23 protein-coding genes are annotated in these 23,626 nt (G+C 68.7%); 13 read left to right on the top strand and 10 right to left on the bottom strand.

What is annotated here, in order from left to right; genetic code table 11:
• Nucleotides 1-87: 87 nt before the first annotated feature.
• A complete protein-coding gene (locus tag FOF45_RS08375) occupies nucleotides 88-1,914 on the top strand; it encodes an SLC13 family permease (RefSeq protein WP_158983865.1) in 1,827 nt (608 codons plus the stop codon).
• 197 nt (nucleotides 1,915-2,111) lie between these two features.
• Here the strand turns inward: FOF45_RS08375 and FOF45_RS08370 are convergent, their stop codons facing one another.
• The 4 genes from FOF45_RS08370 to rsgA all read right to left on the bottom strand — a co-directional run bounded on the left by FOF45_RS08370 (nucleotide 2,112) and on the right by rsgA (nucleotide 7,790).
• Nucleotides 2,112-2,318: a hypothetical protein gene (locus FOF45_RS08370; RefSeq protein WP_158983863.1), complete on the bottom strand. Its 207-nt coding sequence runs from the start codon at nucleotides 2,316-2,318 to the stop codon at nucleotides 2,112-2,114.
• A gap of 128 nt (nucleotides 2,319-2,446) precedes the next feature.
• Nucleotides 2,447-4,750: an NADP-dependent malic enzyme gene (locus tag FOF45_RS08365; RefSeq protein ID WP_158983861.1), complete on the bottom strand. Its 2,304-nt coding sequence runs from the start codon at nucleotides 4,748-4,750 to the stop codon at nucleotides 2,447-2,449.
• A gap of 320 nt (nucleotides 4,751-5,070) precedes the next feature.
• Entirely contained in the window at nucleotides 5,071-6,333 is a 1,263-nt protein-coding gene (locus FOF45_RS08360) for a flavohemoglobin expression-modulating QEGLA motif protein (protein WP_158983859.1), read from the bottom strand.
• Between the two features lie 323 nt (nucleotides 6,334-6,656).
• Entirely contained in the window at nucleotides 6,657-7,790 is a 1,134-nt protein-coding gene (gene rsgA / locus FOF45_RS08355; protein ID WP_425481906.1) for a ribosome small subunit-dependent GTPase A, read from the bottom strand.
• A 192-nt stretch (nucleotides 7,791-7,982) separates the two neighbouring features.
• On the opposite strand from rsgA, the gene FOF45_RS08350 reads away from it, so the two are divergent.
• From FOF45_RS08350 to FOF45_RS08340, 3 genes are read left to right on the top strand one after another with little or no spacing between them, the layout of a single operon-like run.
• Complete coding sequence (locus FOF45_RS08350) at nucleotides 7,983-9,233, top strand: pyridoxal phosphate-dependent aminotransferase (RefSeq protein WP_158983857.1); 1,251 nt, start codon at nucleotides 7,983-7,985, stop codon at nucleotides 9,231-9,233.
• Nucleotides 9,234-9,236: 3 nt separating this feature from the next.
• Nucleotides 9,237-9,866 (top strand): SGNH/GDSL hydrolase family protein, encoded by a 630-nt coding sequence (locus FOF45_RS08345; RefSeq protein WP_233264098.1) that lies wholly within the window; start codon nucleotides 9,237-9,239, stop codon nucleotides 9,864-9,866.
• Nucleotides 9,863-10,567: a methyltransferase domain-containing protein gene (locus FOF45_RS08340; RefSeq protein ID WP_158983855.1), complete on the top strand. Its 705-nt coding sequence runs from the start codon at nucleotides 9,863-9,865 to the stop codon at nucleotides 10,565-10,567. The genes FOF45_RS08345 and FOF45_RS08340 overlap by 4 nt, the downstream gene beginning before the upstream one ends.
• 139 nt (nucleotides 10,568-10,706) lie before the next feature.
• On the opposite strand, the gene FOF45_RS08335 is transcribed toward FOF45_RS08340, so the two are convergent.
• Nucleotides 10,707-11,528: a polysaccharide deacetylase family protein gene (locus tag FOF45_RS08335; protein ID WP_158983853.1), complete on the bottom strand. Its 822-nt coding sequence runs from the start codon at nucleotides 11,526-11,528 to the stop codon at nucleotides 10,707-10,709.
• Nucleotides 11,529-11,627: 99 nt separating this feature from the next.
• Here FOF45_RS08335 and grxD point away from each other — a divergent pair, with 99 nt between their 5' ends.
• Complete coding sequence (grxD, locus tag FOF45_RS08330) at nucleotides 11,628-12,554, top strand: Grx4 family monothiol glutaredoxin (RefSeq protein ID WP_158983851.1); 927 nt, start codon at nucleotides 11,628-11,630, stop codon at nucleotides 12,552-12,554.
• Nucleotides 12,555-12,684: 130 nt separating this feature from the next.
• Nucleotides 12,685-13,143, top strand: a complete 459-nt coding sequence (locus tag FOF45_RS08325; protein ID WP_158983849.1) for an NIPSNAP family protein — start codon at nucleotides 12,685-12,687, stop codon at nucleotides 13,141-13,143.
• A gap of 68 nt (nucleotides 13,144-13,211) precedes the next feature.
• Here the strand turns inward: FOF45_RS08325 and FOF45_RS08320 are convergent, their stop codons facing one another.
• Nucleotides 13,212-13,751: a DUF924 family protein gene (locus tag FOF45_RS08320; RefSeq protein WP_158983847.1), complete on the bottom strand. Its 540-nt coding sequence runs from the start codon at nucleotides 13,749-13,751 to the stop codon at nucleotides 13,212-13,214.
• A gap of 31 nt (nucleotides 13,752-13,782) precedes the next feature.
• Entirely contained in the window at nucleotides 13,783-14,349 is a 567-nt protein-coding gene (locus FOF45_RS08315; RefSeq protein WP_158983845.1) for a lysozyme inhibitor LprI family protein, read from the bottom strand.
• A 263-nt stretch (nucleotides 14,350-14,612) separates the two neighbouring features.
• Here FOF45_RS08315 and FOF45_RS08310 point away from each other — a divergent pair, with 263 nt between their 5' ends.
• A complete protein-coding gene (locus tag FOF45_RS08310) occupies nucleotides 14,613-14,918 on the top strand; it encodes a hypothetical protein (RefSeq protein WP_158983843.1) in 306 nt (101 codons plus the stop codon).
• 162 nt (nucleotides 14,919-15,080) lie between these two features.
• Here the strand turns inward: FOF45_RS08310 and FOF45_RS08305 are convergent, their stop codons facing one another.
• Nucleotides 15,081-15,857 (bottom strand): AMP nucleosidase, encoded by a 777-nt coding sequence (locus FOF45_RS08305; RefSeq protein ID WP_158983841.1) that lies wholly within the window; start codon nucleotides 15,855-15,857, stop codon nucleotides 15,081-15,083.
• Nucleotides 15,858-16,014: 157 nt separating this feature from the next.
• On the opposite strand from FOF45_RS08305, the gene FOF45_RS08300 reads away from it, so the two are divergent.
• The 6 genes from FOF45_RS08300 (at nucleotide 16,015) to FOF45_RS08275 (ending at nucleotide 21,576) form a co-directional block, all read left to right on the top strand.
• Entirely contained in the window at nucleotides 16,015-17,466 is a 1,452-nt protein-coding gene (locus FOF45_RS08300; RefSeq protein ID WP_158983839.1) for an amidohydrolase, read from the top strand.
• 143 nt (nucleotides 17,467-17,609) lie between these two features.
• Nucleotides 17,610-18,866 (top strand): amidohydrolase family protein, encoded by a 1,257-nt coding sequence (locus tag FOF45_RS08295; RefSeq protein WP_233264211.1) that lies wholly within the window; start codon nucleotides 17,610-17,612, stop codon nucleotides 18,864-18,866.
• A gap of 152 nt (nucleotides 18,867-19,018) precedes the next feature.
• A complete protein-coding gene (locus FOF45_RS08290) occupies nucleotides 19,019-19,417 on the top strand; it encodes a DUF1761 domain-containing protein (RefSeq protein ID WP_158983837.1) in 399 nt (132 codons plus the stop codon).
• An 11-nt stretch (nucleotides 19,418-19,428) separates the two neighbouring features.
• Entirely contained in the window at nucleotides 19,429-20,076 is a 648-nt protein-coding gene (locus tag FOF45_RS08285) for a 2-hydroxychromene-2-carboxylate isomerase (RefSeq protein WP_158983835.1), read from the top strand.
• Between the two features lie 92 nt (nucleotides 20,077-20,168).
• Complete coding sequence (locus tag FOF45_RS08280; protein WP_158983833.1) at nucleotides 20,169-21,116, top strand: DegV family protein; 948 nt, start codon at nucleotides 20,169-20,171, stop codon at nucleotides 21,114-21,116.
• Nucleotides 21,117-21,228: 112 nt separating this feature from the next.
• The gene (locus FOF45_RS08275) at nucleotides 21,229-21,576 is read left to right on the top strand and encodes a hypothetical protein (RefSeq protein WP_158983831.1); all 348 of its coding nucleotides are present in this window, start codon (nucleotides 21,229-21,231) and stop codon (nucleotides 21,574-21,576) included.
• Nucleotides 21,577-21,582: 6 nt separating this feature from the next.
• Here FOF45_RS08275 and fghA read toward each other — a convergent pair whose 3' ends face one another.
• Together fghA and FOF45_RS08265 are read right to left on the bottom strand one after the other, a co-directional pair.
• Nucleotides 21,583-22,413, bottom strand: a complete 831-nt coding sequence (fghA, locus tag FOF45_RS08270) for an S-formylglutathione hydrolase (RefSeq protein WP_158983829.1) — start codon at nucleotides 22,411-22,413, stop codon at nucleotides 21,583-21,585.
• An 8-nt stretch (nucleotides 22,414-22,421) separates the two neighbouring features.
• Nucleotides 22,422-23,531, bottom strand: coding sequence for an S-(hydroxymethyl)glutathione dehydrogenase/class III alcohol dehydrogenase (locus FOF45_RS08265; RefSeq protein ID WP_158983827.1), 1,110 nt, complete (start codon nucleotides 23,529-23,531; stop codon nucleotides 22,422-22,424).
• Between the last annotated feature and the right edge of the window lie 95 nt (nucleotides 23,532-23,626).

Here is a 23,626-nt window from a genome sequence, read left to right as displayed (position 1 = left end):
CGCTTGCCAAGGGCGCGTGAAGGATGGTGATGGCGGTCGCGCCTACATTGTGCGGACGCCCCGACCGGTCGAGGCACGGGCCCGACGATGTCCACCGAACTGCAGCTGGTCCTGTTCCTGCTGGCGGGCGCGATCGTGATGTTCTCGCTGGGACGGCCGCGCACGGACGTGGTCGCGCTGATGATGATGGCGGTGCTGCCGTTCACCGGCGCGATCGACATCGGCGATGCGATCGCCGGGTTCTCCGATCCGAACATCGTGCTGATCGCGTTGCTGTTCGTGATCGGCGAAGGGCTGGTGCGCACCGGCGTCGCGCAGCGGCTGGGCGAACTCATCGTCCGCCATGCCGGAGACAGCGAAACGCGGCTGATCGTCGCACTGATGACGGTAGTGGCGATCGTCGGATCGGTGATGAGTTCCACCGGCGTGATCGCGATCTTCATCCCGGTGGTGCTGCGCATCTGCCGCAGCAGCGGGATCGCGCCGGGACGATTGATGATGCCGCTCAGCGCGGCGGCGCTGGTGAGCGGCATGATGACGCTCGTCGCGACCGCGCCCAACCTCGTCGTCAATGCCGAACTGATCCGCGACGCGCACCAGGGCTTCCAGTTCTTCGACTTCACGCCGTTCGGCGTGATCGTGCTGATCGTCGCCATCGGCTACATGCTGATCGCGCGGCGTTGGCTCGCGACCGGTGCGACGACGCACGGCCCCTCCAGCCAGCCGCGTCTTGCCGACTGGATCCACGACTACGCCCTCGCCGCGCGCGCGTACCGGGTGCGCGTGCGCGAGGATTCGCCGCTGGTCGGGCGTGCGGCTTCGGAACTGGAAGACGACGAGCTCAAGGGTCTGCTGGTTCTGGCGGTGGAACAGCCGGGACGGTTCGGGCGCACGCTGCTGTCCTCGCCGATGGGCGCGCGGGTGAGCGCGGGCGATGCATTGCTGCTCGACATCCAGGATCCGCGCGTGGACTCGGTGATGCTGTTCCGTGGCCTGCGGGTGGAACCGTTGCCGCTGTCGGGCAGCTATTTTTCCGGATACACCAACGACATCGGCATGGCGGAGATGATGATCCCCGCGAATTCGCCGCTGGTCGGCGCGACCGCGCGGCAGGCACGGCTGCGTGCGCGCCATGAGCTGGCGGTGATCGGCCTCAAGCACGGACGCAACGCGGAAGTGCGCAACGTCGGCGACGAGCGCTTCGAGATCGGCGACACGCTACTGGTCGCCGGACCGTGGGCGGTGATCCGCGCGCTTGGATCGGGTCCGAGCCGATTGATCCTGCTCGGGCTTCCGGCGGAGTTCGACGACGTCGCACCGGCCGCGGCGCGCGCGCCGTTCGCGCTGCTGATCCTGCTGGCGACCATCGCGATGATGGTGACCGGCATCGTGCCCAACGTGCACGCGGCACTGATCGGTTGCCTGCTGATGGGCGCGTTCGGCTGCGTCGACCTGCGCAGTGCGTATCGCGCGATTCACTGGCCGAGCCTGGTACTGATCGTCGGCGTGCTGCCGTTCTCGATCGCGCTGCAGCGCACGGGCGGCGTCGACCTTGCGGCTTCCGTGCTGCTCGGCGCCGTCGGCGAGGCCAGTCCGCGCGTGGTGCTCGCAGCGCTGTTCTTCGTCACCGCCGTGCTGGGGATGTTCATCTCCAACACCGCCGTCGCAGTGCTGATGGCGCCCGTCGCGCTGGCGTTGGCCGACCACATGGGCGCATCGCCGCAGGCGTTCGCGATGACCGTTGCGCTGGCCGCATCGACCGCGTTCATGACGCCGGTGTCGTCGCCGGTGAACGCACTCGTCGTCGGTCCCGGCGGCTATCGCTTCATCGATTTCATCCGCATCGGCACACCGCTCGCGGTGCTCGTCATGGTGGTGACGGTCGCACTGGTGCCGCTGTTCTTTGGCTTCTAGAAACGGACCCCGGGTGCGCTGCGCTTACCCGGGCTACGGCGACCTTTTGCCCTTGCTCGTCATTCCCGCGAAGGCGGGAATCCAACTGTCCGATGCGTCAGGTCTGGCTGGAGCGTGATGCGCGCAAGCGTGGATCCCCACCTTCGCGGGGATGGCGAGCAAAACTGTCAGCGCGAACGCGATTTCGCGATACGACCTTACTTATCGCCTACAGGAATGGTGGGCGGATGCACGATGGGGCTCGCCTGGAATTGCTTGCGCGCCTGCTGGCGGGCTTCGGCAGTTGCGGCGGCATCCTGCGCGGAAGGCGCGGCCGACGACACGCTCGCCGTGCGCGACATGTCGGTGGCGCAGGCGGTGAGGACGAGCAACAGCAGCAGGGCCGGGATCGTTCGCAGCTTCATGGCCAACCTCCTTGTGGAAAGCGCTGGCCGGAGCATAAGCCGTCGCCGGCGGGAAACGGGCGTTCCCGGCCGTCGATCCGACGGGAGGTCGTGGCCGTGCGGCGCGGTCGCCGCACGGCCTGCTGGCCTTACGGCGTATGCGCCAGCGACGCGCGGATCTGCGCGTCGACGGCCGCGATCGCGGTCATGTTGACCACGCGACGCGGGGTGGAAGCCGGCGTCAGGATGTGCGCCGGCTTGTCCAGGCCCATCAGGATCGGGCCGATCGCCACGCCCTCGGTCATCACCCGCACCATGTTGTAGGTGATGTTGGCGGCGTCGAGGTTGGGCATCACGAAGAGGTTGGCGCGACCCTTGAGCAGCGTGTTCGGGAAGATGCGGTGGCGCAGCTCCTCGTCCCACGCGGTGTCGGCCTGCATTTCGCCGTCGACTTCCAGCTTCGGATAACGCTGCTTGATCAGCTGGAACACCTTGCGCATCTTCGCCGCCGACGCGTTGTCGTGGCTGCCGAAGTTGCTGTGCGAGAGCAGCGCGACCTTGGGCTCGATGCCGAACAGCTTCAGGCGGAACGAGGCCTGCAGCGTCGCCTCGGCGATCTGTTCGGCGGTGGGCTCGCACTGCACGTGCGTGTCGAGGAAGAACCACACGCCCTGGTCGTTGATGACGCCGGTCATCGCCGCGGTGCCGGTGACGCCGCGGTCGAAGTCGAACACGCTGCGCAGGTAGCCCAGCTTCTTGTGGAAGCGGCCGACCAGGCCGCAGATCATCGCGTCGGCTTCGCCGCGCTCGACCATCAGCGCGGCGATCAGCGTCGGACGCGAGCGCAGCAGGTTCTTCGCCGCGGCCGGCGACACGCCGCGACGTTCGGTCAGCGCGTGGTACTGCTGCCAGTAGTCGTTGAAGCGCGGATCGTCGTTGATGTTGGTGAGTTCGAAATCCACGCCCGCGCGCATGCGCAGGCCGAGGCGCTTGATGCGCGTGTCGATCACGTCCGGGCGGCCGATCAGGATCGGATCGGCGAGCTTCTCGTCGATCACGGTCTGCACGGCGCGCAGCACGGTCTCTTCCTCGCCCTCGGCATAGACCACGCGCTTGCGATCGCTGCGCGCGCGGTCGTAGACCGGCTTCATCACCAGGCCGGTGCGGTAGATGAACTGGCCGAGCTTTTCCTCGTAGACGACCATGTCCTCGATCGGGCGCTTCGCCACGCCCGACTCCATCGCCGCGCGCGCAACCGCCGGCGCGAGCTTGACCAGCAGGCGCGGATCGAACGGACGCGGGATCAGGTACTCGGCGCCGAACTCCGGCGCTTCACCGCCGTAGGCCGCGCCGAGGTCGGCCGATTCCTCGCGCGCGAGCTGTGCGATGGCGTGCACGCAGGCGAGCTTCATCGCTTCGTTGATGCCGGTCGCGCCGACGTCGAGCGCGCCACGGAAGATGTAGGGGAAGCACAGCGCGTTGTTGACCTGGTTCGGGTAGTCCGAACGGCCGGTCGCGATGATGCAGTCCGGGCGGACCTTCTTCGCGTCCTCCGGCAGGATCTCCGGATACGGATTGGCCAGCGCGAGGATGACCGGCTTGTCCGCCATCGTCGCGACCATCTCCGGCTTGAGGATGCCGCCGGCCGACAGGCCCAGGAAGATGTCCGCGCCGGCCACGATCTCGGCCAGCGAACGCGCGTTCGTATCGCGCGCGTAACGGGCCTTGTCCGGGTCCAGATGATCGCGGCCGGCGTAGATCACGCCGTCGCGGTCGAACGCGGTGATGTGTTCCTTCTTCACTCCCAGCGCGACCAGCATGTCGAGGCAGGCGATGCCCGCCGCGCCCGCGCCGGTGGTGGCCACCTTCACCGTGCCAATGTCCTTGCCGACCACCGCCAGTGCGTTGAGCACCGCGGCGCCGACGATGATCGCGGTGCCGTGCTGGTCGTCGTGGAAGACCGGGATCTTCATCCGCTCGCGCAGCTTGCGCTCGACGATGAAGCATTCCGGCGCCTTGATGTCCTCGAGGTTGATGCCGCCGAAGGTGGGCTCGAGGCTGGCGATGATGTCGACGAGCTTGTCCGGGTCGCGCTCGTCGATCTCGATGTCGAACACGTCGATGCCGGCGAACTTCTGGAACAGCACGCCCTTGCCTTCCATCACCGGCTTGCCGGCGAGCGGGCCGATGTCGCCCAGGCCGAGCACGGCGGTGCCGTTGCTGATGACCGCCACCAGGTTGCCGCGCGCGGTCAGCTCGCTGGCGCGGTTGGGGTCCTCCACGATCGCCTCGCAGGCGAAGGCCACGCCGGGCGAGTACGCCAGGGCGAGGTCGCGCTGGGTCACCATCGGCTTGGTCGCGGTGACCTTGATCTTGCCCGGAGGCGAGAGGCGGTGGTAATCGAGCGCGGCTTGCTTGAGCTCGTTGGCGGCGGACGGCGACTGTTCGGACATCAGGGCGGAAACCACGGACGGGCCGCCGATTCTAGCGGCTTCGAGTGAACGGCGAGGACGCAGGGGTATGGCGAAGCTGGGCCGCAGTGCCCGTTTTTCGCAAACCAGGACGAAGTAGCCCGGGTAAGCGAAGCGCACCCGGGGCTTGCTTCGAGTGAACGGCGAGGACGCAGGGGTATGGCGAAGCTGGGCCGCAGTGCCCGTTTTTCGCAAACCAGGACGAAGTAGCCCGGGTAAGCGAAGCGCACCCGGGGCTTGCCCTCGCTCGTGGTTTCCCGGGTGCGCTTCGCTTACCCGGGCTACGGGGCGGGTTCGCGCGGTCACAGATCCGGTACGTGGCCGTCGGCCACGATCCGGTCCAGGCGGATCCGGTTGGCGAACAGCGAGAACGCCAGCATCCCGGCCAGGCCGTTGGCGCGGGCGACCCACTGCGGCAGCCAGCGCGCGGGCTTGAGCACGCCGGCCGCGAACAGCGGCTCGAAGCGCTGCACGTCGGCCAGGGTCATCTTGCCGGCGAACAGCCAGCGGCACAGTTGCAGCTTCTGTTCGCGCAGGGCCCAGCGGAAGAAGGTGTGCACGCCGACCAGCCCGCGCAGGTAGACGGTGTCCTTGGTGAAAGCGTGGCCGCCGGTGGTCGGGACGCCGCGGAACACGCGCTGCGCCGAGGCGAAGCTGTCCTCCGGGGTCTGCCCGGCACCGAGGAAGTAGCGGAAGACCTCGATGAAATCCGCCCCGCCCAACGCCATCGCCACCGCCTCGATGCGCAGGCTGATGCGCTTCATGCGGCCGATGTCGATGGCGCCGGTGATCTGCTCGGCGAAGGTCGCCAGCCCTTCCTGCGTCGCGGTGATGCGCGGCGAGGACAGGGCCATGCTCGCCAGGACAGGCTGTTCGCGGCCGTTCAACGCGGTCAGCGAATGCACGAACGCCTCGTGCTGCAGCAGCTGGTGGCGGTCGTAGTCGCTGAACGCGGCGCCGTGGCGCAGGCGGATCCGGGTCGCGCCGGCCGCGGCCTTGGCGATCAGGTCCGGGTCCAGCACCACTTCGATCATGCGTCCGTCGAAGTAATCGTCCAGCTCACGCTGCAATTGCAGCTGCAGCGCGGTGGCCGAGATGGTGACGTGCTCGGCCGGCGCCATCAGCTCGTGGTCGAGTTCGTCGGCGATGGAAATGAAGTGCCGCGCGGCGTCGCGCGTGGTCGGGCCGTCGCCGGGCAGGCATTCGTCGGGACGACCGAACAGGATCACCGACTGCTCGCAGACCTCCGGCGTGCCCAAACGCTCGCACAGCGCGGCGGCGATCGACCAGCTGCGCGCGGATTCGATCAGGTACTGGCCGAGCGGATGCTGCGGATCGGCCTGCGCGGCGATGGCGTCGAGTTCGGCGCGCGTCGCGCTGTTGTCGAGCTTGGGATACTCCGGCTGCGGCAGCTTGACCACGCCGCGCGCGTAATCGGCGAGGAAATGCTGTTCCTGCCCCGCCGGCCAGCTCACCCGCGCGAGCAGGCGGATCTCGCGCGCCGCCTCGACCATGCGCGCATCGAGCGCGGCGTGATGGGCGATGTCGGGCGCGAGGTCGGTCATGTCGCTACTCCTTCTCCCCTCGCGGGAGAAGGTGGCGCGAAGCGCCGGATGAGGGGGCGATCCGCAGCGACGTACCGTTGCTGCGCCCCACCCCTCTCCCTGGCCGCCTGCGGCGGCCTGTCCCTCTCCCGCAAGGGGAGAGGGGAAGCGCATTGACGCTGGTCGTCGTTGCCATTGCTGCAGCTGTTGCTGTTGCGATTCCCTTCTCCCCTCGCGGGAGAAGGTGGCGCGAAGCGCCGGAAGAGGGGGCGACGTGCCCGACCGCCTCCGGCGATCTGTCCTCCCCCACGAGGGGGGAGGGAAAAACGCGCGGCACTTTGGCGTCAATGCTTTCCATACTTCTCGTCCAGGCGCTTGTTGAGCGCCTTGCCGAGCACCTTCTCTTCCGCCTTCTGCGCGCGGCGGTGGGCGAGGCGGTTCGCCGCGCCGGCCACTTCGTCGCTCAACTTCAGGTAGTTGGCGAAGCGCTGCGGATCGAGCTTTCCGCCTTCGATCGCCGCGCGCACGGCGCAGCCGGGCTCCTTGGCGTGCTTGCAGTCGCGGAAGCGGCACTGCTCGGCCAGGACCTCGATGTCGCTGAAGTTCTCGGCGACGTCTTCCTCGCCGGTCGGCTTGAGCTCGCGCATGCCGGGCGTGTCGATCAGGCAGGCGCCGGTCGGCAGCGGGATCAGCGCGCGGTGGGTGGTGGTATGGCGACCACGCGAGTCGTGCTCGCGCACCTCGCCGGTCTTCATCCTCTCGATGCCGAGCAGGGTGTTGGTCAGCGTGGACTTGCCGGCGCCGGAGCTGCCGATCAGCACCGCGGTGCGGCCCGGGCCGAGCCATTCGTCCAGCGTGGCCACGCTGTCCGGATCCTTGGCGTTGACCGCGCGCACGGCCACGCCCTGCGCGGCCAGCTCGACCAGCGCGGCCATCGCGCCATCGGCGTCGATCGCGGCGGTCTGGTCGGCCTTGGTCAGCACGATCACCGGCTCCACGCCGCCGCCGCGGACCAGCAGCAGGTAGCGCTCGATCCGGCGCGGGTTGAAGTCGGCGTCCAGCCCGCACACCACGAACACGGTGTCGACGTTGGCTGCGATCAGCTGCTGCTGGTAGTGCTCGCCGGCCGCGCCGCGCTTGATCGTAGTGCGACGCGGCAGGAGCGCCACGGCCTTGCGACCTTCGACCAGCAGCCAATCGCCCACGCCGGGGCGCTGGTCGATGCCCACAGTGCCCTTGCGGAAACCCGGCGGGCGCTGCCATTCGGGCAGCGATTCGACCCGGTAGGAATGCTCCGGACCGTCGGCGACGACGTAGCCGCTGCGGTGCTGTTCGACCACCCGCGCCGGACGGGCCTGCGGATGTGCGGCCATCAGCTCGCGCCAGATCGCGTCTTCGGGGTGCGCGCCGGAAGGCGCCGGCTCGTCCGCGCCCAGCGGCCAGCCGATCGCGCGGAGCGCGTCGAACGCGGAGATCAAGGGCGGAGGGCGGTCGAGGTCATGCCCGGATTCTAGTGCGGGCCGCCGCACATGGGGCGGTTCGCGTCCGCTCCCGATATCGGAACCGGTCGCGATGTTTCGAAGAAGATGCACGCCAGTGCGGCCATTTTCGCTGTTAACGGCCAAAGTTTCGGCTAGTCTGGGGTTCCATCCCCTACCTGTCCTGCTGCGATGTCCCTGCCTCCCGTGAAGACCCGCGAACGCCTCTCCGAAGTCCGTTACGAAATCCGCGGAGAACTGGCCCGGCGAGCTCGCGAGCTGGAGGCCCAGGGGCGCAGGCTGATCAAGCTCAACATCGGCAATCCGGGCGCATTCGGTTTCCGCGCGCCGGAGCACCTGCAGCGCGCGATCGCCGACCGCATCTCCGACACCGATCCGTACACCCACCAGCAGGGCCTGCCGGCGGCGCGCGAGGCCATTGCTGCGTTCCACAAGCAGCGCGGCACTCCGAACGCGAGTCCGGAACGCGTGTTCGTCGGCAACGGCGTGAGCGAGCTCATCGACCTGTCGCTGCGCGCGTTGCTGAATCCGGGCGACGAAGTGCTGCTGCCCTCGCCCGACTACCCGCTGTGGTCGGCGGCGACCATCCTCAACGACGGTCGCCCGGTCTATTACCGCTGCCTGCCGGAGAACGGCTTCCTGCCGGATCCGGACGAGATCGCTTCGCTGATCTCCAGCCGCACTCGCGCGATCGTCCTGATCAACCCGAACAATCCGACCGGCGCCGCGTATCCGCGCGAGCTGTTGGAGAAGATCGTCGCCATCGCCCAGCGCCACAAGCTGCTGCTGATGTGCGACGAGATCTACGACTCCATCCTGTACGGCGACGCGCAGTTCACGCCGATCGCACCGATCGCCGGCGACCTGCCGTGCCTGTCGTTCGGTGGCCTGAGCAAGGTGCATCGCGCCTGCGGCTGGCGCGTGGGCTGGGCGGTGCTGTCGGGCGACCCCGTCGCCAGCGGCAACCTGCATCACGCGATGGACCTGCTCGGCGCGCTGCGCCTGTGCGCCAACGTGCCGGGTCAGTTCGCGATCGAAGCGGCGCTGCACGGCGAGGACACCATCGCACCGCTGTGCGCGCCGGGCGGCCGCTTGTTCGAGGCACGCCGCGCGGTGATCGAATCGGTCGCGCAGAGCAGCCACCTGCAGCTGGTCGCGCCGGCTGGCGCGCTGTATGCGTTCCCGGCGGTGACGGGTGCGGCGGCGAACGGTTTCGACGACCACCGCTTCGCGCTGGAGCTGCTGGAAACCGAAGACGTGCTGGTGGTGCCGGGTTCGAGCTTCAACGTGCCCTACCGCAACCACTTCCGCGTCACCCTGCTGCCGCAGCCGGACGACCTGCGCGAGGTGTTCCGCCGCATCGAACGCCTGCTCGACCGCTACGCGCAGAGCGAAAGCGGCGCGCAGGCCGCCGTGGCCTGACCCGTGACGGCCGCGCCGGCTCCCGCGCTGTCGTACCTCGCCCTGGGCGACAGCTACACCATCGGCGAAGGCGTCGCGGAAAGCGGACGCTGGCCGGTGCAGCTCGCTGCCGCGTTGCGCGCGGAGGGGATTCCGCTCGCCGACCCGCGCATCATCGCCACCACCGGCTGGACCACCGACGAGCTCGCCTGGGGCATCGACGGCGCGGAACCGCTGGGCGAATGGGATTTCGTCACGCTGCTGATCGGCGTGAACAACCAGTACCGCGCCCGCAGCGCGGTCGATTACCGCGGCGAGTTCGACACGCTGCTGCAGCGCGCGATCGGTTTCGCGCGCGGCCGTGCGGATCGCGTGCTGGTGCTGTCGATTCCCGACTGGGGCGTGACCCCGTTCGTGAAGACCACGACGCAGCAGCCGGAGCAGATCGCGGTCGAGCTGGACGCGTACAACGCCGCTGCGCAGGTCGTGTGCGAGGCGCGCGGCGTGGCCTTCGTCGACATCACGCCGGTCTCTCGCGAACGCGGCGGCGAAGTGGAGATGCTCGCCGACGACGGTCTGCATCCGTCGGCCTCGATGTACACGCAGTGGACCGCGCTGGCCCTGCCCGTCGCGCGCGGACTGCTGGCGCCATGAGCACGCCCGCACCGCTCGCCACCGCGCCCTACCGGCTGGATCGTGCGACCGGCATCGCCCGCGCGTTCCTCGCGCCGGGTCGCTGGTACGTGCGCAACGACTACTACTACGCGTGCGCCAAGCTCAGCACCGACCCGCTGTATCCGGCGGTGTGCGACGTGCTGCGCGACACGCGCGCGCCGCTGCTCGACCTGGGCTGCGGACTCGGCCTGCTCGCGCATGCGCTGCGCGGCGATGGCCAGTCGATGCCGTATCGCGGCTACGACAACGACGCCGGCAAGATCCGTCGCGCCATCGCTGCCGCGCAGCGCTGCCGGCTCGACGACGTCGAGTTCGGCCATGCGGATCTCGGCGCGCAGTTGCCCACGCACGAAGGCAGCGTCGCGCTGCTCGACGTGATGCAGTTCATCCCCGCCGACGCGCAGGTACGCGCCATCGACGCGCTGATCGGCATGCTCACGCCCGGCGCGAAACTGGTGATCCGCACCGGCGTGGCCGACGGCAGTTCGCGCGCGCAGGTGACGCGGATGGTGGATGTGTTCGCACGCGCCGTGGGCTGGATGAACGCGCTGCCGGTGCACTACCCCGAGCTCGACATGCTGCGCGCGCGCTTTGCAGCGGCCGGACTGCAGGGCGAGTTCGTGCCGCTGCACGGCCACACGCCGTTCAACAACTGGCGGATCGTCGCGACGAAGACGTAGCGGAATCCATAGCCCCGCTCGCCCGTCATTGGCTTTCTCCGTAGCCCGGGTAAGGCCGAAGGCCGCACCCGGGTTTTCACGTCGGCTTCCCGGGTGCGCTGCGCTTACCCGGGCTACATGGCTGTCATGACGACAATGGCTAGCGCGACGGCTGCGCCACGGGCACCGCTTCGACCACGCCTTCCAGTTCTTCCGGCAACACCGTTCGATAACCGCGCGCATCCAGCATCGACAGCACCGCGGCCAGCGTCTCGACGTTGCGTCCATGCGCTGCGCCTTCGTGAAGCAGCACGATCGCGCCGGGGGCGAGATCGCGTTCGATCCGCGCGGCCGCACGTTGCGGATCGGCCAACACCGCGTCGTAGGCGCGCGCCGACCACGCCACGCGCGCCAGTCCGTGCCGCTTGAGCGCGGCGGCGACGAAGGGATTGGCCATGCCGACCACCGCGCGGAACCAGCGCGGCGGCGCGCCCGCGAGTCCGGCCAGCGTCGCCTGCGCGGCATCGATCTGCGCCTGCATCGCGCGCGGCGGCAGCGCCCAGAACCAGGCCTGCGGATGAGTATGGCTGTGCTGTCCGATGCCGTGGCCGCGTCGCACGATCTCCGCGACCAGCGCCGGCCGCGCCTGCGCGCGCTCGCCCACCAGGAAGAACGTCGCCCGCGCGCGGTGGGCATCGAGCAGGTCGAGCATCGCGGCCGTGTCTTCGGACGGGCCGTCGTCGATGGTCAGCCACGCCACGCGCTCGCCGGTGGGCAGGCGGCTCAGCACCGGGCTGAACACCGCGGAGCGCGGCCGCAGGGTCGCCCAGACCATCGCGAGGTGGGTGGCGGCGAGGGCGACCAGGCCGGGCTTCCAGCCCCATTGCCACCAGATCGCGATTACCGCCAGCTGCGAAGCCGCGAACCCCCAGGCCCAGGCGTGGGGTCGGCGCGGCGGACGGTGGAGCGGAAGGGTCGGCATCGCAGCGATGGTACGGGAATGCCCGGCTCCGGCCGCCAGCACCTTGCGGATTCCACTTCCCGCCCCCATGTGCAGCGCATTCCCACCCGGTAGCACGCCATGTCCCTCGACCCCGCGCTGCGTTCGCGCATCGAAACCCTGCTGCAGTCCAACCGCGTCGTCCTGTTCATGAAGGGCGCGCCCGACGCACCGCAGTGCGGCTTCTCGGCCAAGGCCGTCGGCGTGCTGAACGCACTGCTGCCGCAGGGCTACGCCCACGTGAACGTGCTCGCCGACGCGGAAATCCGCGAAGGCATCAAGCAGTACGGCAACTGGCCGACGATCCCGCAGCTGTACATCGACGGCGAGCTGGTCGGCGGCAGCGACATCGTCGAGCAGCTGGCCGGCAGTGGCGAACTGCACGGCGTGCTCGGCCTGCCGGCGCCGGACCGCAGCCCGCCGCAGCTAACCATCACTCCGGCCGCGGTGGAAATGCTGCGCGGCGCGATCGCCAACGCCGGCGGCGGCTACGCCGTGCAGCTCGACATCGACGGGCGCCACAACGCGCGCCTGCAGCTGGCGCCGACCGACGCCAATGCAGTCGCAGTCGAAGTGGACGGCGTGCGCGTGCAGACCGACTGGCTGCAGGCGCGTCGCGCCGACGGCATCACCATCGACTGGGTCGACGACGAACGCGGTCGCGGCCTGGTCGTGCACAACCCGCACGCGCCGCCGGCCGTGAAGACGATCACCCCGGCCGAGACCGACGCGCGCGTGCGCGCCGGTGCACTGCGCCTGGTCGACGTGCGCCCCACCGACGAGCGCGCGCTCGCTGCCGCGCCGGTCGCGTTCGATTCGTTCGATCACGGCACGGACGCGCTGGAAGCGCTGCCGAAGGACACCGCACTGGCGTTCCTGTGCCACCACGGCGGACGCAGCCAGCAGGCCGCGGAGCATTTCCGCAACCTCGGTTTCCGCGAGGTCTACAACGTGATCGGCGGGATCGACGCGTGGGCCGACTTCGACGCGGGCATCCCGAAGTACTGATCCTGCGGGCGGCTGCGACGGAGCCATCGCTTCGTCGCAGTCCCGCCACGCTTCGGCGCGTCTAACGCCGAATCCGCCGTTCGCGCGAATAGCCTCAATCCGACCGGCCATCAGGCCGACGGGATCGGCCATGTCGCGCACGTCTCCGCTGCTGTGCCTGCTTGCATCCGCATCGCTGTTCGCGTGCGCGTGGATGCCGGGCGCCGCGCAGGCGACGCAGTCCGCGCCCGCAGCAGGCGCACCGATCCAGCAGCTGCGCATCTACGAGATATTCGACGACACGCGCGGCGCATTCCATGCGCGCTTCCGCGACCACGCGATGCGGATCATGCGCCGCCACGGCTTCGACATCGTCGCGACGTGGGAAAGCCGCCACGACGGCCGGATCGAGTTCGTCTACCTGCTGCAATGGCCCGATGAGGCCACGCTGCGCGAGCGCTGGGCCGGTTTCATGGCCGACGAGGAATGGGCCCGCATCAAGCGCGAGACGCGCGCGCAGGGGCCGATGGTCGGCGAAATCGAGGATCGCACGCTCGTGCCCACCGATTACTCGCCAGTGCGCGGATTTCCGGTTCCCCCAAGTCTGTAGCCCGGGTCGCCCCACGGCCGGTTCCGGCACGTCCGGTCCGCGGTGCGATCCAGGCTACAGCGCTTTTTTCAGAATCCGCCGCCGGCGTCGAGCCAGGCCTGTTCCTCGGCGGTGTTGTCGCGTCCCAGCGCGCGATTGCGATGCGGGAAGCGACCGAACCGTTCGATCACGTCGCGATGCTTGCGTGCGTACTCGAGGTAATCGCCGTCCAGCGCCGCAGCCAGTTGCACCGAGCGATCCTGGTCGGCCATCGATTCGGAGTGTTCGAAGGGCATGCAGAAGAACGCACGCAGCAAGGGATCGACTGCGCGGTCGTCGCCGCGTTCGATCGCGCGCGCGGCGTAGTGTCGCGCCAGCGGATCTGTGGCGAAGGCGTGGCCACTGTCGCGGAACACGTTGCGCGGGATCTGGTCGAGCAGGATCACCAGCGCAAGCGCGCCCTCGGGCGTATCCATCCAGTGTTCGAGCTCGCGTTGCGCGGCGGCGTGGTGCGCGTGCAGCAGATCGATGCGACAGCGCTCGTCGAAGGCCTCGTCGCGCGCGAACCAGCGTTCGTAGCCTGCCTCGCGCCAGAAGGCGAGGACGCTGCCGGGAGTTATGTCGTTCATCGTTTCTTCTTGTCGTGGTGGGGCTTGCGCATCACACCGACTCGTCGCCGAGCTGCGTTTCCAGCTCGTTGGTCCACAGCTCGGTGATGCTTTCCAGCGTGACCGCGTGGATCAGCGGGCGAATCGAGCCGCCGGAATACGACTGCGAGACGAAGCGCGCGTAGCGATCGCGGAACTGCAGCCAGCTGCGATGCGCATCGTCGAACACCGCCAGCGTTTCGTCATCGAGCTGGCGGCGCAGGTGCGCCACCACCGTGCCCAGGCGGGCGTCGGCGCGCTGGAACTGCGCGAGTGCCTGATCGTTCATGTCGCCCTGCGTGACCGCGGCATCGTCGCTCTGCCGCGCGACTTCCTCGGCCTTGGTGAAGTAGTTGTCGGCGATGCGCGCGGCCGATTCGGCCTTGCCGATCAGACGCTGCTCGAAGCGGCGCAGGTCGTCGAGGTTGGTGTTGGCGTGGTCCAGTCCCTGCTTGAGGTCCAGCAGTTTCTGGTTGCGCTCGATCGTCTCGACCGCACTGCGGCGTTCGACGCGACGCTGGACGAAATAGAACATCCAGGTCAGCGCGGCGCCGATGAACAGGTAGATGAACTTCTCCATGCCGTATTCCTCCTTCCCCTATTGGCTCCCCGATCTGGCGCACAGTGTGCCTGCACGAGGTCGCAGACGCTGCGACCTCGAACTCCCGATCGGGTTCGCGGCCCCGTGAATCACGCCTCCCGGGACGCGTAGACGCAGTCTTGACGCGACGTGCACAACACTGAACCGGCGAGGGCATGGAAGGTCGCAGGGCCCTTCGCTAACCTCGATTTCCGGGCCCGTGTCCCGGACCGTCTTCCTGCATCACTTCTGAGGGATACACCATGAAGCAGTTCGTCGTCGCGGTCCTGTTGCTCGCGGGCCTGCTTGGCTCCGGGGCAGGCATGGCGCAGCAGTACCAGTGCGTGCTGGTCTGCAATCCGCCGCGTGTGTATTGCGTGCCCGCCGGCTCGCCGTTGCCGCCGATCGTCAACATCTGCAAGCCGTACCAGATGGGCGCGGCCACGGAGACCTCCGCGCTGACGGCGCCGTCGCAGGCAGCGGCCACCACGCCGCAGTCGGCCTGCCAGGCGCAGTCGACCTTCAACGAGGACACCCAGTCCTACGAGTGGCAGATGGTCTGCGACTGAAGTCGCGACATCGGGCAGTAACGCACAGGGCCGGCTTTCGCCGGCCCTGTTGTTTCTCCATCTCACTTGGCGCCGGCTTTCGCCGGCCCTGTTGTTTCTCCATCTCACTTGGCGCCGGCTTTCGCCGGCCCTGTTGTTTTCATCACGCTGCCAGCGCTGCGCTCACTCGTCGAAGCGCAGGTGCCGCACCGACTTGCCGTTGCGGCGGATCAGCTTGAGCGCTTCGATGCCGACGTTGATGTGGTTGTCCACGTAGTCGGCGCTGACGCGCGCGTCGGACGCTTCGGTCTTCACGCCTTCGGGAATCATCGGCTGGTCCGACACCAGCAACAGCGCGCCGCACGGAATGCGGTTGGCGAAGCCGGCGGCGAAGATCGTCGCGGTTTCCATGTCGATGGCCATGCAGCGCATCGCACGCAGGCGCTCCTTGAACCCCTCGTCGTGTTCCCAGACACGGCGATTGGTCGTGTAGACCGTGCCGGTCCAGTAGTCGTGGCCGAGGTCGCGGATCATCGTCGACACCGCGCGCTGCAGCGCGAACGCCGGGAGCGCCGGCACCTGCGGCGGCAGGTAGTCGTCGCTGGTGCCTTCGCCGCGGATCGCCGCGATCGGCAGGACCAGGTCGCCCAGCTGGTTCTTCTTCTTCAGCCCGCCGCACTTGCCCAGGAAGAGCACCGCCTTGGGCATGGTCGCGCTGAGCAGGTCCATCATCGTCGCCGCGTTCGGGCTGCCCATGCCGAAGTTGATCATGGTGATGCCGTCGGCGGTGGCGCTGGGCATCGGCCGGTCCATGCCGACCACTTCCGCGCCGGTGAGCCGTGCGAAGGTGTGCAGGTAGCCGCCGAAGTTGGTCAGCAGGATGTGTTCGCCGAAAGCGTCCAGCGGCACGCCGGTGTAGCGTGGCAGCCAGTTGTCGACGATCTGTTCCTTGTCTTTCATCGGGAGTGTCTCCTCTTGTAGTTGTAGTGCGACGGCCTCTCCGGGCCGTCTAACCGGGCATTCTGTCACGCCCTTATGACCATCGTCAGGGTTGGCAGCGCGCGGCCGCAGCCGCTACGGTGCGGGGGTTGTGTGCCGCACATCCCCGGGGAAAACCATGCTTCGACCTCTGACCGCCGCGCTCGTCGCGGTACTGTCCGTCGGCGCCGCGCACGCGGCCCCGCCCGCGACGACGTCCGCCAAGTCCCGCTTCGTCGAGGACCCGTATCCCAGCACGTACCAGCGCATCGCCGCGACGCCCGTGCTGATCGAACACGCCACCGTGCTGACCGGTACCGGCCAGCGCCTGGACGATGCCTCGGTGCTGCTGCAGGACGGCCAGGTCGTCGCGGTCGGCAGCGGCCTGCAAGCACCCGCCGGCGCGACCCGCGTGGACGCGACGGGCAAGTGGGTGACGCCGGGCATCATCGACGTGCACTCGCACCTGGGCGTGTATCCCAGCCCCGGCGTGAGCGCGCACAGCGACGGTAACGAAATGACCGGCGCCGTCACGTCCAACGTCTGGGCCGAGCATTCGATCTGGCCGCAAGACCCGGGCTTCGCGGCCGCGCTGGCCGGCGGCATCACCTCGCTGCAGGTGCTGCCGGGCTCGGCGAACCTCGTCGGCGGGCGTGGCGTCACGCTCAAGAACGTGGCGGCGACGAGCTACCAGGCGATGAAGTTCCCCGGCGCGCCGTGGGGCGTGAAGATGGCCTGCGGCGAGAATCCCAAGCGCGTCTACGGCCAGAAGAGCGGTCCGGCCACGCGCATGGGCAACGTCGCCGGCTACCGCGCGGCGTTCATCGACGCCAGCGAATACCTGCGCAAGAACGGCGGCAAGAAGCAGCAGCAGGAAGCGCAGAAGAAGCGCTGGTGGCAGTCGAGCAACGGCAACGGCGCCGACAGCGAGAAGGACACCGGCGGCAAGCGCGACCTCAAGCTCGACACGCTCGCCGGTGCGATCAACGGCGACATCCGCGTGCACATCCACTGCTACCGCGCCGACGAAATGGCGGTGATGCTCGACCTGGCCAAGGAATTCGGCTTCAAGGTCGCCGCGTTCCACCACGGCGTGGAGGCGTACAAGCTCGCCGACCGCCTCGCCAACGAGGGCGTGTGCGGCGCGCTGTGGGCCGACTGGTGGGGCTTCAAGATGGAGGCCTTCGACGGCATCCAGGAGAACCTCGCGCTGGTCGATCGTCCCGCCAACAGCTGCGCGATCGTGCATTCGGATTCGGAGGAAGGCATCCAGCGCCTCAACCAGGAGGCGGCCAAGGTGATGGCGCACGCGCGCCTGGCCGGCATGGACATCGCGCCGGAGCGCGCGATCCGCTGGCTGACCGAGAACCCTGCGAAGGCGCTGGGCATCCTCGATCGCACCGGCACGCTGGAGGCCGGCAAGATGGCCGACGTGGTGGTCTGGAACGGCAATCCCTTCAGCGTCTACGCACACGCCGAGCAGGTCTACATCGACGGCGCGCGCGTGTTCGATCGCAACGACCGCAGCCGCCAGCCGGTCTCGGATTTCATGCTCGGCCAGGGCGCCGCGGCGCAGGGAGGTGGACTGTGAGGCGCTTCATCGAATTCCGTCGCTCGCGGCACAACCGGCCGACCGATACCTTCGAACTGGCCTGCTGCGAACGCGACATGCGCTGGTCCTACGTGCGCGGCACCGGTCGCAGCTTCCTGCTGCTCGGCCTGCTGCTGGCGTCGATGACCGCCGGCGCGCAGGAACTGCTGATCCGCAACGCGACCGTGCACACCGCCACCGCGCAGGGCACGCTCAAGGGCGCCGACGTGCTGGTCAGCGGCGGCACCATCCGCGCGATCGGCACCGGCCTCGCGCCGCCGGCCGGCGCGCAGGTGATCGACGCGCAGGGACGTCCGCTCACGCCGACGCTGTTCGGCGGCATCACCGAGATTGGGCTGGAGGAAGTTTCCGGCGAGAAGGCGACCGTCGACGACACGCTCGCGCTGGGCGCCGACACCAAGCAGATGACGGTGCGGCCGGAGTTCGACGTCACGCTGGCGTTCAACCCGGACTCGATCCTGATCCCGGTGACGCGCATCGAAGGCATCGGCTGGACGCTGCTCGGTGCGGGTACCGCGAGTGGCGGTTCGATCGTCGCCGGACAGGGCGGCGTGGTCCGCCTGGACGGCAGTGCCGATCCGATCGGTCCGCGCGAACTGTTCCTGCGCATCGGCGGCGACGCGGCCGGGCTGTCGGGCAACTCGCGTGCGGCGCAGTGGATGATCCTCGACCAGCTCATCGACGAAGTCCGCGGGCGCATTCCGCCGGACGCGAACGCCGCGCTGCTCACGCCGGCCGGACGCACCGCACTGGCGAAATACCTGAACGGGGGCGGCCGCGTGGTCGTCGCGGTCGATCGTGCCGCCGACATCCGCCAGTTGCTGCGCTGGTCCGCGCGCCACAACGTGCGCATCGCCATCGCCGGCGGCGCCGAAGCGTGGCGCGTGGCGCCGTCGCTGGCTTCGGCGAAAGTGCCGGTGTTCGTCAATCCACTCGGCAACCTGCCGTCGGACTTCGACCAGATCGGCGCGACGATGGAGAACGCCGCGCGACTGCGCGCGGCAGGCGTGCAGGTCGGCTTCTCGCAGGCCGGCGACGCCTCGCACAACGCGCGCAAGATCCGCCAGCTCGCGGGCAACGCCGTCGCCAACGGTCTGCCGTGGGAAGACGGCCTCGCCGGCCTGACCCGGGTGCCGGCGGATACCTTCGGCGTCGCCGACCGCCTCGGCACCATCGCGCCGGGCAAGCGCGCCGACCTGGTGCTGTGGAGCGGCGATCCGCTCGAGGTCAACGCCGTTGCGCTGCAGGTGTGGATGGACGGACGCGCGATCGAGATGCGCAGCCGCCAGACCGAACTGCGCGACCGCTACCTGCGCACCGCCACGCCGGCCGAACAGGGTGGCCTGCCGCGCGCGTATCCGCAGCCCGCGGCGCGCTGATCGCCCCTCTCCCTGGCCGCTGCGCGGCCTGTCCCTCTCCCGCAAGGGAGAGGGACGTATCGGATCGCGCCGCGCTTCTCCCCGCCGCGGCGTATCCTGCCGGCATCGGGCGCGCTTGCTGCGCCCTTCGGCTCGGGGGGCCTCCAATGAACATGCCGCAGATCGATCTCAACTGGCTCGCGGTGATCGCCGCCGCCGCATCGGCTTTCGTCCTTGGCGGCCTGTGGTACGGGCCGCTGTTCAAGCGTGCGTGGTGCCGCGAAGCCGGGATCGACCCGGACAGCGCCCCCTCGCATCCGGCGCGCATCTTCGCCACCGCCTTCGTCTGCAGCCTGTTGTCCGCGTTGATCTTCGCGGTGTTCCTCGGCCATGACGCCAGCGCCGCCAACGGCTTCGGCGCCGGATTCGTGGTCGGCCTGTTCTTCGTGGCGATGAGCTTCGGCATCAACTACGCCTTCGCCCAGCGCAGCCTGAAGCTGTGGATGATCGACGCCGGCTACCACATCGTGCAGTTCAGCCTGTACGGCCTGATCCTGGGCGCCTGGCACTGAGGAGATCGCGCATGGATCGCGTCCCGCTGACCTGGTATTTCGACTTCATCTCGCCGTTCTCGTATCTGCAGTGGCAGCGGATGAAGCCGCTGCTGCGCGATCGCGAGATCGCCGGCGCGCCGGTGCGGCTGGTGCCGATCGTGTTCGCCGCGGTGCTCGATGCCTGCGGCCAGAAGGGCCCGGCCGAGATCCCCGGCAAGCGCGAATTCACCTACCGGCACGTCCTGTACCTGGCGCGCGAGGTCGGCGTGCCGCTGCGCTTCCCGCCGGCGCATCCGTTCAATCCGCTGCCGGCGCTGCGCCTGAGCATCGCCGCCGGCGACACGCGCGAAGCGGTGGATTCGGTGTTCGACTGGCTGTGGGTGCAGGGCCGTGCAGGCGACAGCGTCGAAGCGCTGGTGCCGCTGATGGCCGCACTCGATGTCCCCGCAGAGGCGCTGGACGCCCCGGAAACCAAGGCCGCGCTGCGCACGAACACCGACCAGGCCATCGCCGCGGGCGTCTACGGCGTGCCCACGCTGGCGATCGGGTCGGACCTGTTCTGGGGCAACGATGCCCTCGGCTTCGCCCTGGCCGCGCTACGCGACCCGGCCGTCCTGGACGATCCGGAAATGCAGCGGCTCGGCGCGCTGCCGGTCGGACTGCAGCGCCGGCGCTGACCCCTGACGAAAGCAATACGCGACCTCGGACGCGAAACGGGTATGCTGGCCGTCACACTTCGAAAGCCAGCGCTCATTCCGGGAGGGGAACCATGCGCATCGGACTCGTTGTCGATTCCGCCTGCGACCTGCCTTTGCATTACCTGCAGCAACACGAGGTCACCGTGTTGCCGATCACCGTCCGCATCGGCGAAGCCGTGCTGGCGGACCACCGGGACGAGCAAGCCACGCTCGAGTTCCTGCACGCCCACGTGGCCGAACGCGGCCACGAGGCCGAGACCATGCCGTACTCGGTGCAACAGATCCACGATCTGTTCCTCAACCGGCTGGTGATCGACTACGACTACGTCTTCTGCATGACGATCACGAAGACGCGCAGTCCGATCTTCGACAACGCGCAGCAGGCGAGCTTCGCGATCCTCAACGACTACAAGACCGTGCGCGCCGGCGCGGGCAACGCGACACCGTTCGCGCTGCGCGTGATCGACACGCAGAACCTGTTCGCCGCACAGGGCGTCAGCGCGGTGGAAGCGGTGCGCCTGCGCGCGGCCGGTGAGGGCGCGCCGAAGATCCGCGCGCGCCTGGAACACCTGGCGCTGCACACGCAGGGCTACATGGTGCCGCCGGATCTCTACTACCTGCGCAACCGTGCACGCGCCAAGGGCGACCGCAGTGTCGGCCTGCTCAGCGCTGCGCTTGGCAGCGCGCTCGACATCAAGCCGATACTGCACGCCAATCGCGGCGAAACCGGCCCGGTGGCGAAGATCAAGGGTTTCGAGCCGGCGGTGGCCAAGCTGTTCGAGCACGTCGCCCATCGCGTCGAGCGCAACGAACTGCTCACCCCGACGATGTGCCTGAGCTACGGCGGCGAGCTGGAACACCTGCGCGCCCTGCCCGGCTATGAACGCCTGCGCGATGCGTGCGCCGCCAACAACGTCGAGATGTTCGAGAGCGTGATGAGCCTCACCGGCATGGTCAATGTCGGCAAGGGCGCGGTGGTGATCGGCTTCGCGGCCGAAGGGCAGAAGTTCACCGGTTGATCGTGCACGCGGCATGCAGACCCTGCATGCCGCGTCGTCCTCCGCAGGCGGTGTTCACGGTGGCGACAACACGCCATCACTAGACTCGTGTCGACTCGCCCGGAGACACACCATGCCCGCCGCCCGTTACTACATCCGCCTTCCCGACGCCCAACGCGCGCGCGGCAGCGACGCCTCGCTGTCGTTCACCGCGGTTAGCGCGGAAGGCTTCGCCGAACAGCTGGAGGCGGCACTGCGCACGCCGGCGCTGTTCGAACGCTGGAAGGCGAAGCAGGACGATCCCGACGCGATCGACCCCGCACTCGGCGCAACGGATCCCGGCGCCGCCGTGCACGGCGAACAGGCCGATCTGCACATCGACCTGGTCGCGACGACATCCCTGTCCGGCGAGCTGCTTCGCCAGCGCCTGCGCTGGCTCGCCGGCAGCGCGTGGGAACTGCGCGACGTGACGAAGGCGTAGGTTCGCTCAGCCCTTCAACGCCGCCGCGTGGTGGGCGATGTGCTCACCGATGAAACTGGCGATGAAGTAGTAGCTGTGGTCGTAACCGGGACGCAGGCGCAGGTCGAGCGGATGACCGGCGGCCTCGCAGGCTTCGCGCAGGCGATCGGGACGCAGCTGCGTGGACAGGAATTCGTCCGCCTCGCCCTGATCGACCAGCAGCGGCAAGCGTTCCGTCGCGTTCGCGACCAGTGCGCTCGCGTCCCACGCCTTCCAGGCCTCGCGATCCTCGCCAAGGTACGCGGCGAACGCCTTCTGTCCCCACGGCACTTCCGACGGCGCGACGATCGGCGAGAACGCCGACACGCTGCGGTAGCGACCGGGATTCTTCAACGCGACGACGAGCGCGCCGTGGCCGCCCATCGAATGCCCGCTGATCGCACGCGCCCGCGTCGCCGGGAACTGCGCCTCGATCAGCGCCGGGAGTTCGTTCGACACGTAATCGAACATGCGGTAGTGCGACGCCCACGGCGCCTGCGTGGCATCGACGTAGAAGCCCGCGCCCTGGCCGAGGTCGTACGCGTCCGCATCGGCGACGCCGGGCCCGCGCGGGCTGGTGTCCGGTGCGACGAGGATGACGCCGTGCTCGGCGGCGTAACGCTGCGCGCCGGCCTTGGTGATGAAGTTCTGCTCGGTGCAGGTGAGGCCCGAGAGCCAGTACAGCACCGGGCACGCGCGCTGTTCGGCCTGCGGCGGCAGGTATACGGCGAACGTCGCCTCGCCGTCGAGCGTAGCCGAGGTGTGGCGATAGACGTGCTGCCAGCCACCGAAGCAGGCGCGATGTTCGATGCGTTGCATGGCGGCGCTCAGTAATGGATCACGGTGCGGATGGACTTGCCTTCGTGCATCAGGTCGAAGGCTTCGTTGATCGCGTCCAGCGTGCGCGTGTGGGTCACGAACGGCGCCAGTTCGATCTCGCCCTTCATCGCGTCCTCGACCATGCCGGGCAGCTGCGTGCGGCCCTTCACGCCGCCGAACGCGGTACCCATCCACTTGCGCCCGGTGACGAGCTGGAACGGACGGGTGGAGATCTCCTGCCCCGCGCCGGCCACGCCGATGATCACCGACTGGCCCCAGCCACGGTGCGCGCATTCCAGTGCCGCGCGCATCACGTTGACGTTGCCGATGCACTCGAACGAGTGATCGACGCCCCAACCGGTCATCTCGACGATCACCTGCTGCACGGGCTTGTCGTGGTCCTTCGGATTGAGGCAGTCGGTCGCGCCCATCTGCTGCGCGAGTTCGAACTTCGCCGGATTGGTGTCCACCGCGATGATGCGTCCGGCCTTCGCCTGGCGCGCGCCCTGGATCACCGCCAGGCCGATGCCGCCGAGGCCGAACACTGCGACCGAATCGCCCGCCTGCACCTTTGCTGTGTTGTGCACCGCGCCGATGCCGGTGGTGACACCGCAACCGAGCAGGCACACCTGTTCGTGGTTGGCTTCCGGATTGATCTTCGCCAGCGAGACTTCGGCGACGACGGTGTACTCGCTGAAGGTCGAGCAGCCCATGTAGTGGTACACGGGCTCGCCGTTGTACGAGAAGCGCGTGGTGCCGTCGGGCATCACGCCCTTGCCCTGGGTGGCGCGCACCGCGACGCACAGATTGGTCTTGCCCGACTTGCAGAACAGGCACTGGCCGCACTCGGCGGTGTAGAGCGGAATCACGTGGTCGCCCGGCTTCACGCTGGTGACGCCCTCGCCGACTTCGACCACCACGCCTGCGCCCTCATGGCCGAGCACGCACGGGAACAGCCCTTCCGGATCGTCGCCGCTGAGCGTGAACGCATCGGTGTGGCACACGCCGGTGTGGGTGATCTTCACCAGCACCTCGCCCGCCTTCGGCGGCGCGACGTCGATCTCGACGATCTGCAAGGGCTGGCCAGCGGCGAAAGCGACGGCGGCACGGGACTTCATGGGGGGCGACTCCTGCGAACGGCGTGAGGACGACGATTCTAGGCGTCTTGCGTGCAGGGCGTGTTTCATCGCCGGGCGGGAATGCGGCGCCATGA

This window comes from Lysobacter panacisoli, assembly GCF_009765165.1.
In the GTDB taxonomy this organism is placed as follows: domain Bacteria; phylum Pseudomonadota; class Gammaproteobacteria; order Xanthomonadales; family Xanthomonadaceae; genus Lysobacter_J; species Lysobacter_J panacisoli.
This window is presented reverse-complemented; position numbering and strand designations above follow the sequence as displayed.

Coding starts and splice junctions, on each gene's coding strand:
- FOF45_RS08375 (WP_158983865.1), top strand. CDS start 88: ATGTCCACCGAACTGCAGCTGGTCCTGTTCCTGCTGGCGGGCGCGATC.
- FOF45_RS08300 (WP_158983839.1), top strand. CDS start 16,015: ATGCTTCGACCTCTGACCGCCGCGCTCGTCGCGGTACTGTCCGTCGGC.
- FOF45_RS08310 (WP_158983843.1), top strand. CDS start 14,613: ATGAAGCAGTTCGTCGTCGCGGTCCTGTTGCTCGCGGGCCTGCTTGGC.
- FOF45_RS08370 (WP_158983863.1), bottom strand. CDS start 2,318: ATGAAGCTGCGAACGATCCCGGCCCTGCTGCTGTTGCTCGTCCTCACC.
- FOF45_RS08350 (WP_158983857.1), top strand. CDS start 7,983: ATGTCCCTGCCTCCCGTGAAGACCCGCGAACGCCTCTCCGAAGTCCGT.
- FOF45_RS08320 (WP_158983847.1), bottom strand. CDS start 13,751: ATGAACGACATAACTCCCGGCAGCGTCCTCGCCTTCTGGCGCGAGGCA.
- FOF45_RS08360 (WP_158983859.1), bottom strand. CDS start 6,333: ATGACCGACCTCGCGCCCGACATCGCCCATCACGCCGCGCTCGATGCG.
- FOF45_RS08295 (WP_233264211.1), top strand. CDS start 17,610: ATGACCGCCGGCGCGCAGGAACTGCTGATCCGCAACGCGACCGTGCAC.
- FOF45_RS08335 (WP_158983853.1), bottom strand. CDS start 11,528: ATGCCGACCCTTCCGCTCCACCGTCCGCCGCGCCGACCCCACGCCTGG.
- FOF45_RS08265 (WP_158983827.1), bottom strand. CDS start 23,531: ATGAAGTCCCGTGCCGCCGTCGCTTTCGCCGCTGGCCAGCCCTTGCAG.
- FOF45_RS08365 (WP_158983861.1), bottom strand. CDS start 4,750: ATGTCCGAACAGTCGCCGTCCGCCGCCAACGAGCTCAAGCAAGCCGCG.
- grxD (WP_158983851.1), top strand. CDS start 11,628: ATGTCCCTCGACCCCGCGCTGCGTTCGCGCATCGAAACCCTGCTGCAG.
- FOF45_RS08315 (WP_158983845.1), bottom strand. CDS start 14,349: ATGGAGAAGTTCATCTACCTGTTCATCGGCGCCGCGCTGACCTGGATG.
- FOF45_RS08290 (WP_158983837.1), top strand. CDS start 19,019: ATGCCGCAGATCGATCTCAACTGGCTCGCGGTGATCGCCGCCGCCGCA.
- fghA (WP_158983829.1), bottom strand. CDS start 22,413: ATGCAACGCATCGAACATCGCGCCTGCTTCGGTGGCTGGCAGCACGTC.
- FOF45_RS08340 (WP_158983855.1), top strand. CDS start 9,863: ATGAGCACGCCCGCACCGCTCGCCACCGCGCCCTACCGGCTGGATCGT.
- FOF45_RS08325 (WP_158983849.1), top strand. CDS start 12,685: ATGTCGCGCACGTCTCCGCTGCTGTGCCTGCTTGCATCCGCATCGCTG.
- FOF45_RS08280 (WP_158983833.1), top strand. CDS start 20,169: ATGCGCATCGGACTCGTTGTCGATTCCGCCTGCGACCTGCCTTTGCAT.
- FOF45_RS08285 (WP_158983835.1), top strand. CDS start 19,429: ATGGATCGCGTCCCGCTGACCTGGTATTTCGACTTCATCTCGCCGTTC.
- FOF45_RS08305 (WP_158983841.1), bottom strand. CDS start 15,857: ATGAAAGACAAGGAACAGATCGTCGACAACTGGCTGCCACGCTACACC.
- FOF45_RS08275 (WP_158983831.1), top strand. CDS start 21,229: ATGCCCGCCGCCCGTTACTACATCCGCCTTCCCGACGCCCAACGCGCG.